This is a genomic window from Streptomyces sp. Root1310, from assembly GCF_001426425.1.
GTDB lineage: Bacteria > Actinomycetota > Actinomycetes > Streptomycetales > Streptomycetaceae > Streptomyces.
Window position 1 is genome coordinate 60,884 of the sequence record NZ_LMEQ01000007.1, and the last position, 15,761, is coordinate 76,644.

9 protein-coding genes are annotated in these 15,761 nt (G+C 71.2%); 2 read left to right on the forward strand and 7 right to left on the reverse strand.

Annotated features, from left to right (window positions below):
• Positions 1–112 precede the first annotated feature (112 nt).
• Together ASD48_RS15660 and ASD48_RS15665 are read right to left on the reverse strand one after the other, a co-directional pair.
• Positions 113–586, reverse strand: a complete 474-nt coding sequence (locus tag ASD48_RS15660; RefSeq protein WP_057602358.1) for a hypothetical protein — start codon at positions 584–586, stop codon at positions 113–115.
• Between the two features lie 340 nt (positions 587–926).
• Entirely contained in the window at positions 927–3,344 is a 2,418-nt protein-coding gene (locus ASD48_RS15665; RefSeq protein ID WP_057602224.1) for an Orn/Lys/Arg decarboxylase N-terminal domain-containing protein, read from the reverse strand.
• Between the two features lie 197 nt (positions 3,345–3,541).
• Here ASD48_RS15665 and ASD48_RS15670 point away from each other — a divergent pair, with 197 nt between their 5' ends.
• Positions 3,542–5,272 (forward strand): acyltransferase, encoded by a 1,731-nt coding sequence (locus ASD48_RS15670; protein WP_199875808.1) that lies wholly within the window; start codon positions 3,542–3,544, stop codon positions 5,270–5,272.
• Positions 5,273–5,527: 255 nt separating this feature from the next.
• Here the strand turns inward: ASD48_RS15670 and ASD48_RS15675 are convergent, their stop codons facing one another.
• The 5 genes from ASD48_RS15675 to ASD48_RS15695 all read right to left on the reverse strand — a co-directional run bounded on the left by ASD48_RS15675 (position 5,528) and on the right by ASD48_RS15695 (position 13,709).
• A complete protein-coding gene (locus ASD48_RS15675) occupies positions 5,528–6,121 on the reverse strand; it encodes a VOC family protein (protein WP_057602226.1) in 594 nt (197 codons plus the stop codon).
• A 256-nt stretch (positions 6,122–6,377) separates the two neighbouring features.
• Positions 6,378–8,618 carry a glycoside hydrolase family 3 N-terminal domain-containing protein gene (locus ASD48_RS15680; protein ID WP_057602227.1) on the reverse strand — a complete coding sequence of 747 codons (2,241 nt, stop codon included), beginning with the start codon at positions 8,616–8,618 and terminating at the stop codon, positions 6,378–6,380.
• Between the two features lie 130 nt (positions 8,619–8,748).
• Positions 8,749–9,885 carry a cellulose binding domain-containing protein gene (locus ASD48_RS15685; protein ID WP_057602228.1) on the reverse strand — a complete coding sequence of 379 codons (1,137 nt, stop codon included), beginning with the start codon at positions 9,883–9,885 and terminating at the stop codon, positions 8,749–8,751.
• Between the two features lie 486 nt (positions 9,886–10,371).
• Positions 10,372–11,394, reverse strand: coding sequence for a LacI family DNA-binding transcriptional regulator (locus ASD48_RS15690; RefSeq protein WP_057602229.1), 1,023 nt, complete (start codon positions 11,392–11,394; stop codon positions 10,372–10,374).
• Between the two features lie 590 nt (positions 11,395–11,984).
• Positions 11,985–13,709: a glycoside hydrolase family 6 protein gene (locus ASD48_RS15695; RefSeq protein WP_057602231.1), complete on the reverse strand. Its 1,725-nt coding sequence runs from the start codon at positions 13,707–13,709 to the stop codon at positions 11,985–11,987.
• A gap of 898 nt (positions 13,710–14,607) precedes the next feature.
• On the opposite strand from ASD48_RS15695, the gene ASD48_RS44190 reads away from it, so the two are divergent.
• Positions 14,608–15,761, forward strand: a 1,154-nt coding sequence (locus tag ASD48_RS44190) for a cellulose binding domain-containing protein (RefSeq protein WP_282438188.1), incomplete at its 3' end; no start/stop codon positions are given.

Consider the following 15,761-nt stretch of genomic DNA (forward strand, 5'->3'; position numbering starts at 1 on the left):
CGAAGGCTTCGGCAGGGGGTGGGGGGCGACCCGCCGGCCCCGTGGCTTCAGCCTCGAGGATCGGGGGGCGCTCCCCAGCACCGCGGCAGGGCCGAGGCCTGGGTTGGGCGCCTCACTGCTCGTCCAGTGAGGACTGCCGGGCAAGGAACTCCTCGAACGCCGCCTTCTGCTTCGGATCCATGAAGCCCTGGCGGACGGTACGGGCCTGCTCCTGGAGCCAGTGCGCCTCACCGGGGCCCAACAGCTCGGCGACCACCGCTCCTCCGCGAGCGACCGCCGTGCGTCCCCCCGCGCGACGACGAAAGAGCGTGAACGCGCCGAACTCCCTTGGGTGGGACGGTTCCGGCGCCTCCGCCTCGGCCCGGTTCTCGCCCCCGGCGCCTCCCGGCGGGTAGGCGGTGGGAGCCCAGTGCTCCCAGAGCGCCAGCGTCGCCGCGGGCACCAGCACGGCGCATTCCGCCTCTTCGACTCCCTCCCACATGAACGTGACTGAGACGGGCTCACCGACCGCCTCGGCCAGCCCGAGCACCCTCTCCACCTCATCGTCGACCGGGAACCCCGCCACCACGTCGATCTGAATACCCATGGCGCCCGAGGCTAACGGCCACCCCTGACACGCCGACACCATCGAGTCGGTAAACCCGGCCGCTTCCGTTGCCGGGCGGCAGACCCGAGGCCGGTGGGGCGTCACCGGACCAAGAGTCCCTGTACGTCCAACCCTTGTACGTCCGGCCCCTGGCCGCCCTGACCGTAGCGCTCCCGTTTCGGGCTCACGACGAAGTCGGCCCCAGCGCCGGGGGACGACGTGGCCGGTGAGCCGCGCCTCTGTCTCCGGGTGGCGGCGCCGACATACTGCACGGCGGCCTCAGGAACCGACGCCAGGTCGGGTAGTCCGACCCGGCCTCAGGAGCCGAGGCCGGGTCGGACTACCCGACCTCGACCGTGGAGTCCTCCGGGTGGCCGCGTGGGGCCGGTGTCATGGTGCGGGCCGGTTCCGCCGGTTCCTGCGTGTCGGAGGCCGGTTCCTCGTCGGCCGCCGGGCGCAGGCATTCGATGAGGTAGTCGCCGGTGTCGGGGTCGAGGGTCACGCCGTGGGTCTCGCTGCGGAATCCGGGAAAGCGGCGATCGAAGGATTCCAGGGCCGAGAGGTACCGCAGCAGCGGGCCGTCGGGGGCGCCGATGTTCTCGCCGGGCATCAGGACGGGAATGCCCGGCGGAGTGACGGTGACCATCGCGGCGGCCACCTGGCCCGGCGCCTCCGTCAACCGCAGGCGGTGGGTGCCGCCGCGGATCAGGCGCTGGTAGCAGAGCTGCGGTGGAGCGACCGGTTCCGGCAGCTGCTGGAAGGCGGTGTCCAGCAGCTCGACGAGACGGGCGGAGCGCAGGTGGTCGTGCATGTCCTGGCACAGCTCGCGCAGGGTTCGCCCGGCGTAGCGCCTGGGGTGCTCGGCGACCAGTGCGGGCAGGGCCCGGTCGAGGGGGGCGTCCTGGTCGTAGAGGGCCTTGAAGTCCATCAGGGCGTCGAGGAGGGTGCCCCATTTGCCCTTGGTGATGCCCATGGAGAACAGGACGAGCGTCGTATAGCTGTCGGTCTTCTCCACGACGATGTGCCGGGTGGCCAGATACGCGGTGAGCACGCGTGCCGGGATGCCCCACTCGCCGGTCGTGCCGGTCGCGTCGATGCCCGGGCAGGTCAGGGTGACCTTGATCGGGTCGAGCATGCAGTAGCCGTCGGTCAGCCCCGGGAAACCGTGCCAGGCGGCTCCGGGTTCGAGATGCCAGCAGGCCGGCTCCGTGCGCAGCAGGTCGGCCGGGGCCTCGTCGAAGGGCAGCCGGGTGCCGGTGCCCGGGTCGGTGACCGTCTCGGGCTGCCATACGCCGAAGAACCACGGGGGCCGGTCCCCGGCCGCCTCGATACGGCGCCCGATGCGGACCATCTCCTGGCGGAATCGGACCGCCTCGGTCACGGCCTCGTCGATCAGCCAGCGGCCCTGCGGCCCGTCCATCATCGCTGTCGCCACGTCGAGCGAGGCGATCATCGGATAGAGCGGGGAGGTGGTGCCGTGCATCATCAGCGCCTCGTTGAACCGGTCGTGCTCGACGGGCGCCCTGGGGGCGGGCCTGACGTGGATCATGGCGCTCTGCGAGAGCGCGGCCAGCAGTTTGTGCGTGGACTGGGTCGCGAAGACCGTCGGGCGGTCCGAACCGGGGAAGGTGCCCTCGTCGACCGACATGCCGTACCGGCCCGCGTAGAGCGGGTGGAAGCGGGCGTACGCGAACCACGCCTCGTCGAAGTGCAGCCGGGGCGTACTCGCGGCGAGCGCCTGTGCCGCCGCCGGAGCGTCGTAGCAGAGGCCGTCGTACGTGGAGTTGGTGAAGACGGCGTACCGGGGGTGCGGCGAGGCCGCGTCCCGGGTCAGCGGGTTCGCGGCGATCCGGGCCGCGACGGAGTCCGCCGCGAGTTCCGCCGGGGGCAGCGGGCCCGCCAGGCCGTAACCGTTGCGGGTGGGAATCAGGTAGACGGGACGGGCGCCGGAGACGACCAGCCCGTGCAGCACCGACTTGTGGCAGTTGCGGTCCACCAGTGCGATCTCGTCGCGGGTGACGCTGAAGTGGCCGACCACGCGGTTGCAGGTGGAATCGCCGTGCAGCACGAAGTACGTGAGGCCGGCGCCGAAGACCCGGGAGGCGTTGCGCTCCGCCTCGCCGATCGGGCCGGTGTGCTCGAACAGCGAGCCGAGCTCTCCCACGGAGATCGACAGGTCGCTGCGCAACAGGCGTTCCCCGAAGTAGTCGTGGAAGGCCCGGCCCGCGGGAGACTTCAGCAACGCGACACCGCCCGAGTGGGCCGGGGTGTGCCAGGAGTACTCGTGAGCGTCGTCGAAGCGGCGCAGTGCCCGGAAGAACGGCGGCAGGACGGCGTCCTGGTAGGTGCGCGCGGCGGTGGTGATCCGGCCCGCGATGAACCCGGGAGTGTCCTCCAGGGGCCACACGTAGCCGACGACCGACTCCGACACCCACAGCGGCAGGTCCCGTACGCCGTCGTCGGTCATGACCAGGAAGACCGGAAGGTCCTGGAAGCGCTGCCCGATGGAGCGCAGCACGGCGGCGCCGCCGGGTTCGCCGTCCGCGCTGCCTCCGCCCGGCAGTTCCCAGGCGACGAGTGCGGCGGTCAGTCCCGCCTCCGTCCGCAGCACCGCCTCGGCGTCCGTGACATCCGCCGCCCATCGGATGTCGAATCCCCGCGACTCGACGGCCTCGGCGATGCGCGCCAACTGCTCGGCGCCGGCGCCTTCGTCGTGTGGACGTTCCCGTACCGCGACCAAGATCCTGCTGTCCGCCATGAGACCCCTTCCGGCGGCCGGCGCCGCGTTCCGGCCCAGTTTCCGAGCGGACCCGCCGAGCCCGCAGCCGCCCAGCCGTAAACCGCCCCCAGGACGGAACCGGTGGGCTTGGGCTTTACCCCCGGCCGTCGGTCGCCTCCCGTGCGTACGGCAGAAGGCGATTGCCCGGACAGTAAGCGCTATCTAAGCTGAGGTGCGTGGATCAAGAAGGCGGCGTCGAGGACTCCCATTTCGACTACTGTCCTTGGGACTTCGCGCCCAGGGCCTCATCCGCGCAGCGAGCGGCTCAGGTCGCGCACCAGGAGACCTTGGCCGAAACCGGGGCCGTTATCGGGCCGCGCTGCTATGTCTCCACGGCAGCCGCCGTGTTCGCCGATGTCCTGTGTCTGGGCGCCGATTCCTACATCGCGGGCTACGCCTACGTCACGGGCGAGGTGCGCGCCGGGCGGGACTGTTCCGTCAACCCGTATGCGACGGTGCGGGGGCGCGTGACGCTCGGGGACGGAGTGCGTATCGGCGCGCACGCTTCCCTGCTCGGCTTCAATCACGGTTTCGCGCCGGACCGGCCCGTGCACCGGCAGCCGCTGACGAGCAAGGGTGTCGTCATCGGGGACGACGTGTGGATCGGCTCGCACGTCGTCGTCCTGGACGGGGTGACGATCGGCGACCACTGTGTGGTGGGGGCGGGGGCCGTCGTCACCAAGGATCTGGCGCCGTGGACGATCGCCGCCGGCAACCCGGCCCGCCCGCTGCGCGATCGCCGCGGGCACGGCGGATCGGGGGCCGGCAAGCCGAATGCAGGCCTGGGCGATGCCGTGGCCGGTTTCGCCGAACGGGCCCGGGCGCAGGCCGTCGGCGTCCTGGCCCGTTGCTGGAACGACGGCACCGGCCGCTACGGCGACCGGCCGGGCGTTGCGGCGACGGTACGCGCGCACTGTGACGCCGTGGAGATCGCCGATCTGCTGCTGGGCGCGGCCCCTGGGCAGATGTCCGCGGACGAACACGCCGAGCGGCTGCGTGAGCTGCAGGATCCGGTGAGCGGGCTGGTACCCGAGCTCGCTCCCGGAGGCGGGCCCGGCGTGCTTCCCGCGCCGGCCCCCGACGGGTGGATCGAGGACGGCGCCGCCGAGTACCACGTGCTGTCGGTGGGCGCGGCGCTGGAGTTGCTGGGCTCCCGGTTCCCCCACCCGGTACATGTCGTGGACCGCATGACGGCCGGTCAACTGGTGGCCCGGCTGGACGCGTTGCCGTGGCGGACTCACGCCTGGTCGGCGGGTGCGTGCGTGGACTGCTGGGCGACCGGCGCCCGTCGCAGCCGTGAGTCGCGGGGCGAGGCGCGCGGCGAACCGGGCGCGCTGGAGGCGCTGTTCGGCTGGCTGGTGACGCGGGTGGATCCGTGGACGGGAATGTGGGGCGCGGCACCGTCGCCGGCCGACGGCAGGCTCCAACTGGTCAACGGCTACTACCGGCTGACCCGTGGCTCGTTCGCCCAGTTCGGGCTTCCAGTGCCGTACGCGGAGCGGGTGGTGGACACGGTGCTGGCCCATGCGCGCGATCCGCGCTGGTTCGCGGCAGGCCGCCAGAACGCGTGCAATGTCTTGGACGTGGCGCATCCTCTGTGGCTCGCGGGACGGCAGACCCGTCATCGGGAGGATGAGGTGCGGGCGTGGGCCGAGGAGCAGTTGGTGCAGGCGCTGGGCCGCTGGCATGACGGGGCGGGATTCGGCTTCGGTCCGGCGGGTGAGGGCGGCTCGGGTCCGGGCCGGGAGCCGGGGCTGCAAGGCACCGAGATGTGGTTGGCCATCATCTGGCTGCTGGCCGATCTGGTGGGAGTGGCGGATCGACTGGGGTACCGGCCCCGGGGTGTGCACCGCCCCGAGCCGGTCGGCTCCCCCATGTTCACGATGCCCCACCTTGGTCCGTCGTGACGGTCCCCCGTTCCACCCGTACACGCTGCAACTGGCTTTACCCGGCCCTGGCTGTACCCGGCCCTCCTGGCCGTACCCGGCCCTACTCGCTGTACCAGGCCCTTCGGGCTGTACGGAGCCGTACGGACAGCCCGCGGTCTTCGCCCGAACGTCACGCCGGGCGGCATCGGCCGCAGCACGTGACGGCGCGACTCGCTCGGAAACGGTCGGTTCCCACAGGCGCGGGCCGTGGGCAGCCGGGTCGGCGCGCAGGGGTCAGCGCGTGACGTGGAACTCGTTTCCGCCGGCGTCGGGGAACTCGCCGGGCTCCCCGTCACGTCGGGTGACCTCCAGGCGCAGCCGGTTGCGCCCCGTCTTGGGCGCCGCGGGTGGCCCCATGACCAGCGAGACCGTGCTGGTGGGCCTTCGGCGCAGCCGGACGGCCGAGGTGGCGGACTCGACCGCGTGCCAGTCCGCCCGCGACTCCCAGAAGACCGACTGCGCGCGGCGGTCCTCCTCGGCGACGTCGAGGCAGATCGCGACGAGGCCGGAGTCGGCGAGCACTCCGGGGTGACCGGGACGCAGCACGCAGAACTCGTTGCCCTCCGGATCGGCCAGCACGTCCCACGGGACGTCCCCCTGCCCGATGTCGACCCGCGTCGCACCCAGCGTGAGCAGGCGCGCCACCTCGGCCTCCCAGTCCGGCCCCCCGGCCAGGTCGAGATGGAGTCGGTTCTTCCGCGCGGCCTTCGGCTTCGCGGTCGGCACGAACCGCAGCCGCAGGCCGCCGGTCCGCCCCTGCGTCGCGTCCCGCCAGAAGCCCTCCATGCACACGACATCCAGCGCGTCGATCACGATCCCGGTCAGCATGCCGCTCCCCCAAGTCGTCGAACCCGTCGCTGCTCATTGTCGTCGCTCACGGCGTCGGCGCCGGGGCCCCAGGTCGGAACCGACGATCAGACTCGCCAGGTCACCCGCTGACCGGTGAGCGGTCGCTCGTCGGCCGCCCTGCGGGGGCACCGTGACGGTCTTCCGGTCCCCAGCCCCCGGTCCCCGGGCCCCGGCCTTCCGGTCCCGGTCCCCCATCGCGACGCATGGCGCTCCCGGCAGACGGGCCGACGTGCGGTCAGCCGCCGGCGGTGCACTGCGGGGCCGGTGTGCCTGCCGTGCCGTTCGCGGTGAAGCCGAACGAGGTGCTGGCGCCGGGGAGCAGGGAGCCGTTGAAGGCGGCGTTGCGCACGGTGGCCCGGTCCTGGGCGGTGCTCAGCACGCCGTTCCACAGGCTGGTGACGGTCGAGCCCGCCGGATCCCAGGCCACCGACCAGCCCGTCAGAGCGGCAGAGCCGGTGTTCCTGACCGTGACCTCCGCCTGGTAGCCGCCCTGCCAGGCGGAAACCGTACGGAACTGCGCGGTGCACGCGCCCTGCGTAGGAGTCGGCGTGGGATCGGGATCCGGGTCCGGCTCCGGGTCCGGGTCGGGGTCGGGGTCCGGAGCGGTGGAGTCGTACGTCAGCCCGTACCCGTACGGGAAGAGAGCGGCCTTGCCGTCGCCCTCGTTGATCGGCTGCTGCGAGGCGCTCTTCATCCAGGTCACCGGCAGCTTGCCGGTGGGGGCGTAGTCGCCGAAGAGGACGTCGGCCACTCCGGCGCCCTCGGTGCCGGGCAGCCAGGAGGCGAGAAGCGCCTTCCAGTCGGGCAACTGGGCGGAGATGTCGAGCGGCCGACCGGAGACGAGTACCACCACGACCGGCACCCCGCTCGCCTTCAGCCGGGCGAGGGTCTGCAGATCCTCCTGGTCCAAGCCCATGCCGTTCGGCCGGTCACCCTTGCCTTCGGCGTACGGTGTCTCGCCGACGACGGCGACAGCGGCGCCGTAGCTCGCGTCGATGCCGTTGCCATGGCGGTCGTAGGTGACCCGGGACGCGTCGGTGACGGCGGCACGGATGCCCCGGAGGACGGTGGTGCCGTCGGTGACAGGGCCGCTGCCGCCCTGCCAGCCCACGGTCCAGCCGCCGCTCTGGTTGCCGATGTCGTCGGCGGACTTGCCGGCGACGAAGAGCTTCGCGGACTTGGCCAGCGGCAGGATCCCGCCGTCGTTCTTCACCAGCACCTGGGACTCGCGCACCGCCTGCCGGGCCAGGTCCCGGTGCGCGCCCGACCCGACCGCCGGGGTGTACGACCGGTCGGTGAACGGCCTTTCGAACAAGCCGAGTTGGAACTTCTTCGTCAGGATGCGGCGGTTGGCGTCGTCGATCCGGGACTGCGGGACGCGGCCCGCGCTGACCTCGCCGCGCAGCAGAGTGAGGAACTTCCTGTAGTCGTGCGGCACCATCACCATGTCGACGCCCGCGTTGACGGCCGTGCCGATCTCGGCGCCGGTGAAGCCGCTCTGCCCGTCCAACTGGTCGACGGCCGCCCAGTCGGAGACGACGAACCCGGTGAATCCCAGCTCGCCCTTGAGAACGTCGGTCACCAGGTACCTGTTCGCATGGGACCGGACGCCGTTCCAGCTGCTGTACGACAGCATCACCGACCCCACGCCGCGGCGCACGGCCTCCTTGAACGGCGGCAGGTGGATGGCCCGCAGCTCGGTCTCGGACAGTTCGGTGTTGCCCTGGTCCACGCCGCCGGTGGTGCCACCGTCGCCGAGATAGTGCTTGGCGGTGGCGAGCACGGAGGCGGGTCCGGCGCCCAGGGTGTCACCCTGGAGTCCGCTGACGAACGTCGTCATGGCGGAGGGCAGTTCCGGTGTCTCGCCGTACGACTCGTAGGTGCGGCCCCATCGGTCGTTGCGGGCCACGCACAGGCAGGGGGCGAAGTCCCAGTCGATGCCGGTGCCGGACATCTCCTCGGCGACCGCCCGTCCGACGCGCTGGACGAGGGCGGGGTCACGCGTGGCGCCCAGTCCGATGTCGTGCGGGAAGAGGGTGGCGCCGCGTACCGCGTTGTGGCCGTGCACGGCGTCGATACCGTAGATCATCGGAATGCCCAGCGGGGTGGTCAGAGCGGTGCGCTGAATACCGTCGTACGTGTCGGCCCAGGTCTGCGCGTTGTTGGGGCTGACCGTCGAGTCGCCTCCGGACAGCACGGACCCGATGCGGTAGGTGGCGAGGTCGGACTGCGGGACGAGGGCGTCCTTCTCGATCTGCGTCATCTGGCCGAGCTTGTCGTCCAGCGTCATACGGGACATCAGGTCGTCGACGCGGTCGGCGACCGGTAAGGAGGCGTCCTGGTACGGAAGACCGGCGGCGGACGAGCGGGGCGCGGGCTCCGACACGGCGGCGGCCGGTCCGACGAGGGTCAGAGCGGCGACGCAGAGGGCCAGAGCGGCCGTCGCCGGACCGCGGCAGTCGGTCAGAAGGCGCATGGGCGGGGCCTTTCCGGTGGGGGCCGGGAGCCGGGAGGGGCCTGAAGGGTGGGGCGGCGCGGTGCGTGGGCCGGGACCCGCCGGCCCGCTCCACGGGGAGGGCGGGCGGATCCCGGAATGAGCCGAGCTGTCAGGCAGTGGTGCAGGAGGTGCCGTTGAGGCTGAAGCCCGCAGGCTTGGCGAAGGAACCGGCGTAGCTGCCCTGGAAACCGAACGACACCTGACCACCGGGCGCGATCTGGGCGTTGTAGGCAAGGCTGCTTGCCGTGACCGCTCCGGACGACGAGGAGACGCCGGCGCTCCAGCTGCTGGTGATCTGCTGTCCGGGCGGCAGGGTGAACCCGAGCTTCCAGCCGTTGACCGGAGAGGTGCCGGTGTTGGCGACGGTGACGTCGGCGGTGAAACCGCCCTGCCAGACGTTCGTCGCGTAGGTCACCTTGCAGGCGGTGGAGCCGCCGGGGGTGCCGGGGTCACCGGGGTTGCCGCCGCCCTTGTTGACCGTGGAGGAGAACGAGGTCACGGCGAGTCCGGCGCCGTTCTGCCAGGGCTCGAAGCCCGCCTGGACGCTGGTCAGGTACCAGTTGTTCTGGGCCAGTCCGCGGGAGACGGCCTGCCGGGCGAAGTCCATGACGTCGAAGTTCCAGCTGCTGATCGCCGACGGTGCGACGAAGGACAGCACGTCGTTGGAGCCGTTGTTGCCCGACCACACCTGCCACTGTCGCCCGGCCACGGTGGCCGTACCGACAGCGGATCCCACGGGCTGGACGGATCCGACCTTGTCGAACCAGATCATGATCTCGGTCCGGTTGACGCCGTCGGTACGGGGCGTGGGGTCGAGCCAGATGTCGTAGGCGGCGTCGTACACCGCGTTGCCGACGTAGCTGTAGGAGATGCCGGTGGGCGCGCTGGAGATGGTGCTGAGCTGGGCGGGAAGGTTCGTTCCGGGCGAACAGTTGGTGTAGTGGCAGCCGTTGTAGACGGACGGGTAGGACTTCGGGGCGCCGTTCGTGGGGACCGAGCCGTCGGCCTGGGTGATCCGGAATCCCGAGTCGGAGACGCTGATGCACTGCGTCTCATTGGTGCCCCAGCGGTTGTTCTGGACGACGTAGCGGCCCTGGATCGTGGTCGATCCGAACTGCTCGCACAGGGTGGTGTCGGCCTGCGCCAGCGAGGCGGTGGTCAGCAGCGCGGCCAGCGAGACGAGCGAGGTGAGCAGGGCGCCGAACAGGCCACGCGCCCTGCGGGCATGGTGCGGTGACGGTCGCATGCGGATCCTCTCCGAAGGGAGTGGGGGAAGTAGGTGCGGGGAGCGCTCCCACGACTGCAGCAATGGGAGCGCTCCCATTCCCTCGGTTCGGCAGGGACTCTAGGGAGGCTCCATGTTCCTGACAAGACTGTCGGCAGGAACCCGTCGCAAGTATTCGACGGTGTCAGAGCGGAGTTCCCGAAGATGCCAGGTCGGAGGGAGCGTGCAGTGGTTCTTCACGTGCCGCTTGGGAGCGCTCCCGGGTTTTCCGCTCGCCCGGCGGCGGCCGGGACGGCGACCGACGATGATCGGGACGACGATCGGATGACGGCCGGATGACGGCCGGGGGCAGTCGGGACGATCGGCCGGCAGTGGCCGGGACGACGGCGGGGCATCCGGGACGACCGGCCGAGGGCGGTCAGGACGATCGACCGGCGGCGGTCCGGAGACCGAACGGCAGTGGTCAGGACGACCGCAGGGGCATCCGGGACGACCGGCCGGGGGCGGTCAGGAGGACTCGCGGACCACCAGTTCCGTGCGGAGGATGACGTGGCGCCAGGCGACGGCGGGCTCCTCCATCTCCTCCAGGAGCAGGCGGATCATGGCCCGCCCGATCTCCTCCAGCGGCTGACGGACCGTGGTCAACCGCGGCTCGGTCCGCTCGGCCAGCGGAAAGTCGTCGAAACCGATCACGGCGACGTCCTCGGGCACTCGCCGTCCCGCCGCGCGCAGCGCCTGCAGAGCACCCACCGCCGTGGTGTCCGAGGCGGCGAGGACCCCGTCGATCTCCGGGTGGCGTTCGAGGAGTTCGGCCATGGCACGGCGCCCGCTCTCCTGCGTGAAGTCGCTCTCGGCCACCCAGGAGCGCTCGCCGCCCCGGCCCGCCGCGGCCAAAGCCTCCCGGTAGCCGCGCAATCGGCACTGGGCGACGTACATGTCGAGCGGCCCGGTGATGGTGGCGATCTCTCGCCGGCCCCGTTTCAGCAGGTGGGCGACGGCGCTGCGGGCACCGCCGACATTGTCCGCGTCGACGTAGCTGACGTGCTCGTCGCCCGAACGGCGTCCCAGCATCACCGTCGGCAACCGCGCCTCGGCGAGCATGTCCGGCAGCGGGTCCCCGGCATGCACGGACACCAGCAGCGCCCCGTCGACCCGGCCGCCCCGCGCGTACTCCAGGAAACGCTGCCGCTCCGTGTCCGAACGGACCAGAGTCAGCAGCAACTGCATCCCGGTGTCCGCCAGCGCATCCCCCAGCGAGCGGACGATCTCGGAGAAGAACGGCTCCGCGAACTGCCTCCAGTCCGGCTCCGTCAGGACCAGGGCAACGGCATCGGCCCGTCGCCCTGCCAGAGACCTCGCGGCGAGATTGGGCACATACCCGAGCTCCTCGACAGCACGCTGCACAGCCCGGCGCGTGGACGCCTTCACACCGGCCGCGTTGTTGATGACGCGAGAGACCGTGCCCCGCCCCACCCCCGCGCGGACGGCCACCTCCTCCAGCGTCGGCCCCCCAGGACGTCGTCTGCCCATGACCACCTCCCCCACGAGATCACCAAATCCTACGGCCCGACCCCACGCGGCACACAGACTTCCCCGGCGGCATGGCCGAACGACCGGGCAACCGGATGCGGCGAGGTGTGGCGGACCACGGAACGAGCGGGGAACCGTGCACGGCTCGCTCGGTGTCCTCGGTGACCTCTCGGCGGTCCGGCACGGTGCGCGAGTCGAGACGCGGGGTCGCAGCCCGGCTGGTCCGAGGCCTGTGGCGCCGTGCGCGTCCGTCGTCGGCGGCCTTCGAGCGCAACGTCCGCCCGGGGCACGGTCGTTGCGTGGAGTGCCGCGCGGTGCCGGCGAGGCGTGGCGGCCGGTGCCGAGCGCGTCCGCGCCGGCGTTGGCCGGGACCGGCCGAGGGGGCGTCGCCCGGAAGCCGACCGGGGGGTGGAGGTGTGGGTGGGGAAGGACTCTCTGGTGATCCGGTGACGAGACGCGTGCCACCGGCCCGGCGTTCGCGGCCGAGGAGGGATTGTCAGTGCGTGGAAACGGACGACCCACCGGGGCCTGTCCTGCCGGTCGTTCGGCAGGGACCGGCCCCGGCGGGTCCACTCATTCCGACCACGCGGCTACGACAGGGGCGGGTAGGCGTTCTGCATCAGCTGCTGGAACTGGGCGGAGAACCAGTGCCCGGCCAGCGGCGAGTTCGACAGAGCACCGGTGGGGTTGTTGCCGTTACGGGCGTTGCCTCCGTAGGTCGGGTCGCACATCCGGTCGAAGCCCTTGCCCTCGTCGTTGGAGACGGCAGAGCTGGACCCGTCCGACTCCCCCGGGGGCTTCACCCACACGTAGGCGTCGATTCCGGCGGCCGGGGCCGCGGTGGGCCGTTCGCCGATTCCGGCTCCGCTCTGGTTGCACCAGTTTCCGGCGTGGATGCGCCGGTCGATGCGGCTGCTGTCGACGTAGCCGTCGACGGAGGTCTGCGCACCGGGCCCGGCGGGCCGGGCCGAGCCGCCCCAGCCGTTGCGGGAGGTGTCGATCAGCATGCCGATGCCGGACTTGAATCCGGCCGCGACCAGCTTGTCGCGCAGCGCCTGGGCGTAGGACTGCTCGTCCGCGTACTGGTTCCAGTCCAGCCACTTGGACTGGCGCACCGTCTGCCCGTTGACGCTGTCGGTGACCTTCAGGTACGGCTCCTTGACGGGGCTGTAGTTGGCGGTGTTGACGATGAAGCCGGCCACGTCGTCCACGCTCGCGCCGTTGGTGGTGGCGACCTTGACGAACTGCTGCGCGGCCGGGCCGAGGTTGCTGTCCCAGCCGAGCCAGCCGTGGTGGGCGGCGTCGATGTAGTTGTAGACGTTCGGGACGGCGCCGAGCTTGTCCAGGGCGTAGCTGACGCCCTTCTCGTAGTTGCCGTTGCTCTTCATGGTCACGCAGGCGTCGGTGCTGGTGTTGGTGCCGCCGGCGTTGGTGACCAGGTTGGGCAGCGAGTCGGGCTCGATGACGGTGGCGATCCTGAGGCCCGCGTACTTCGCCTCGGAGAGGATCGAGGCGATCGGGTCGATGTACTGGGACTTGTACTTGTCGAGGTCGTTCGGGCCGAGTTCGCCGTTGGAGGCGAGGGCGGAACAGTCACGGCCGGGCAGGTCGTAGATGACCAGCTGGACGACGAGCTCTCCGGAGCCCTTCTGCTTCAGTGCCTCGTCCAGGTGGGCGCGCAGACCCATGCCGCCGCTCACGCCGTTGATGGCGGCGATCCGGTCGAGCCAGACGGCGGTGGGCTGGCCGGCGATGCGGCTGCCTCCCGGTTCGGCGGCGGCTTTCGCCGACCACTCCGGGTTCACATACGCCTTGGCGCCGACGTACGGGTTCTCTACCCGGCTGCCGTTGCCCCCACCGTTGTCACCGCCACCGCCGTCGCCGCCACCGCTGCCGCCGTCGACGTTGCAGGTGACGCCGTCGAGGGTGAACGTGGCGGGTATGGCGTTGGTGCCGCTGTAGGAGGCGTTGAAGCCGAAGCTCACGGAACCGCCCGTCGCCAGCGCGCCGTTGTAGCTCTCATTGGCGGCGGTGACCGCCGTACCGCTCTGACTGATCTTCGCGCTCCAGCCGTTGGTGATCTGCTGGTTGCCGGCATACGACCACTTCACCGACCAACTCGACTTCGCAGCGGCGTTGTTGGTGATGGTCACGGCGGCTGTGAAGCCGGTGTCCCAGTGGCTCTGCACCTTGTAGTCGACGGTGCAGGGGGTGGCCGTGACCGCGGCACCGGCCGAGGGGATGGCGAGGGCCGTTCCGGAGGCCCCGGCGACCAGCGCCAGGGCGGCGAGCATCGACGTTCGAGTGCGACTCATCTGTGTGGGTTTCCTTTGTTTCCGTGGGGTTTACGGGGTGACGGCGCGCCGGTGGTCGCGCAGCCCACCGCCGTACGTGGTGGGTGTCCCGTCGTAGGCGGAGGTCGGCGCGCCGTTCGGAGAACCGGAGAACCGGAGAAGCGGAGAAGCGGAGAAGCGGTCGGGGGCGGACCGGCGGCGGAGTCGGCTCCGCGTCGACGTCGCGGGCCGTCCTGTGGTGCCCGTCGTGCCCGCCGGCCAGCCGTGGTCGACGACGGTCGGTGCGGGGCGAGTGTCCGGCCCGGGAAGCGGGCGATCAGGTACTGACGCTCGGGCCGGAACCGTGCCCGCCGTTCCCGCTCCCGTCGGCGGCGGTCACGGTGACACCGGCCCCGGAGCACCGGGTGTCCCGGTCCCGGGTGACCTCCTGATCGCCGGGCAGACCGAAGTACAGCTCCCACCTGACGAGTGACGCCTGGCTGTTGCGATCCTCGGCCGCGGAACCTCGGCGACCGGTGTCCGACCGGCCGGGGACCGGGCACTCCACCGTGCAGGCCGGAGGCGCTCCCTGGGCCGTCACCGCGGGCACGGTCACCCCGGCGGGAAGGCGCGACGGCGCAGGCGACGCTACGTGTGCTGAACATGGGGGGTGTCGCATGAGCGACTCCTTGCAGCTGGGCGCGCCGTGACAGGCGCGTCGACTGAATGGAACCGCTCCCACTGGTGGGAAGGAACATAGCGGCAACTCGCCTCAATGCCCAGTCCCACGTCAGGACTTGAACTCAAAGGCACTCACAAACTACTTCGCGCGTTCAAACACCTTGACCGCTCACAGGATCGCCCCCATTAATGGGAGCGCTCCCACTGGTTCTGGAACTGACTTCTCCCCGAGCTGCACGCCGCAAGGAGGAACCAGCACATGGATCCCGGACGCAAACGCGGAGCCGGTCGACGGTTATGGACCGCCGCCCTGGCCGCGCTCGCCCTGCCCCTGTCGATGCTCGCCACCGGCCCCACCGCCGCGCACGCGGCCTCCGTTCGGTGCAGCGTCGACTACAAGACCAACGACTGGGGTTCCGGCTTCACCGCCGACCTCACCCTCACGAACCGCGGCACGGATGCGATCGACGGCTGGACCCTGACCTACGGCTACACGGGCGACCAGAAGCTGTCGAACGGCTGGAACGGCACCTGGTCCCAGTCCGGTCGGACCATCACCGTGAAGAACGCCTCGTACAACGGCACGATCGCCGCGGGCGCCGCGGTCACCACCGGCGCGCAGTTCACCTACAGCGGCGCCAACACCGCCCCCGCCGCCTTCGCCGTCAACGGCACCAGTTGCACCGGCGCCCACCAGCCGCCGGTCACGGTACTGACCAGCCCGACCGCGGGCGCGGTCTACACGCAGGGGGACCCCGTCCCGCTCGCGGCGACCGCGGCGGCGGCCGACAACGCCACGATCAGCAAGGTGGAGTTCTACGACGACACCACGCTTCTGGGAACGGACTCGAGCGCGCCGTACACGCTGTCGGCCTCGAGCCTGACCGCGGGCAGCCATTCCCTGGTGGCCAAGGCGTACGACAGCGTGGGCGCCTCCGCGGATTCGGCCCCGGTCGGCATCACGGTCGCGTCCGGCCCCGCCGTCGTCGCGGCCCCTGCCCAACTCGGCGTGCAGCAGGGCAAGTCGGGAACGTTCTCGGTGAAGCTGTCCAAGCAGCCGAGCGCGAACGTGACGGTCACCGTGGCCCGCACGGAGGGCAACACCGGACTGACCGTGTCCGGTGGCTCGTCGCTGACCTTCACGCCGGCCGACTGGAACACCGCTCAGCCGGTGACCATCTCGGCCGACTCCTCCGGCACGGGCAGCGCGACCTTCACCGCCTCGGCCGCCGGACACGCCAAGGCGACGGTCACCGCGACCGAGCTGCCCGCGTCGAAGACGTACGACGCCCGCTTCCTCGATCTCTACGGCAAGATCACCAACCCGGCAAACGGTTACTTCTCCCCCGAGGGCATCCCGTACCACTCGGTCGAGACACTGATCGTCGAGGCCCCGGACCAGGGGCACGAGAC

Coding starts and splice junctions, on each gene's coding strand:
- ASD48_RS15695 (WP_057602231.1), bottom strand. CDS start 13,709: ATGAGTCGCACTCGAACGTCGATGCTCGCCGCCCTGGCGCTGGTCGCC.
- ASD48_RS15685 (WP_057602228.1), bottom strand. CDS start 9,885: ATGCGACCGTCACCGCACCATGCCCGCAGGGCGCGTGGCCTGTTCGGC.
- ASD48_RS15690 (WP_057602229.1), bottom strand. CDS start 11,394: ATGGGCAGACGACGTCCTGGGGGGCCGACGCTGGAGGAGGTGGCCGTC.
- ASD48_RS15660 (WP_057602358.1), bottom strand. CDS start 586: ATGGGTATTCAGATCGACGTGGTGGCGGGGTTCCCGGTCGACGATGAG.
- ASD48_RS15680 (WP_057602227.1), bottom strand. CDS start 8,618: ATGCGCCTTCTGACCGACTGCCGCGGTCCGGCGACGGCCGCTCTGGCC.
- ASD48_RS15665 (WP_057602224.1), bottom strand. CDS start 3,344: ATGGCGGACAGCAGGATCTTGGTCGCGGTACGGGAACGTCCACACGAC.
- ASD48_RS15675 (WP_057602226.1), bottom strand. CDS start 6,121: ATGCTGACCGGGATCGTGATCGACGCGCTGGATGTCGTGTGCATGGAG.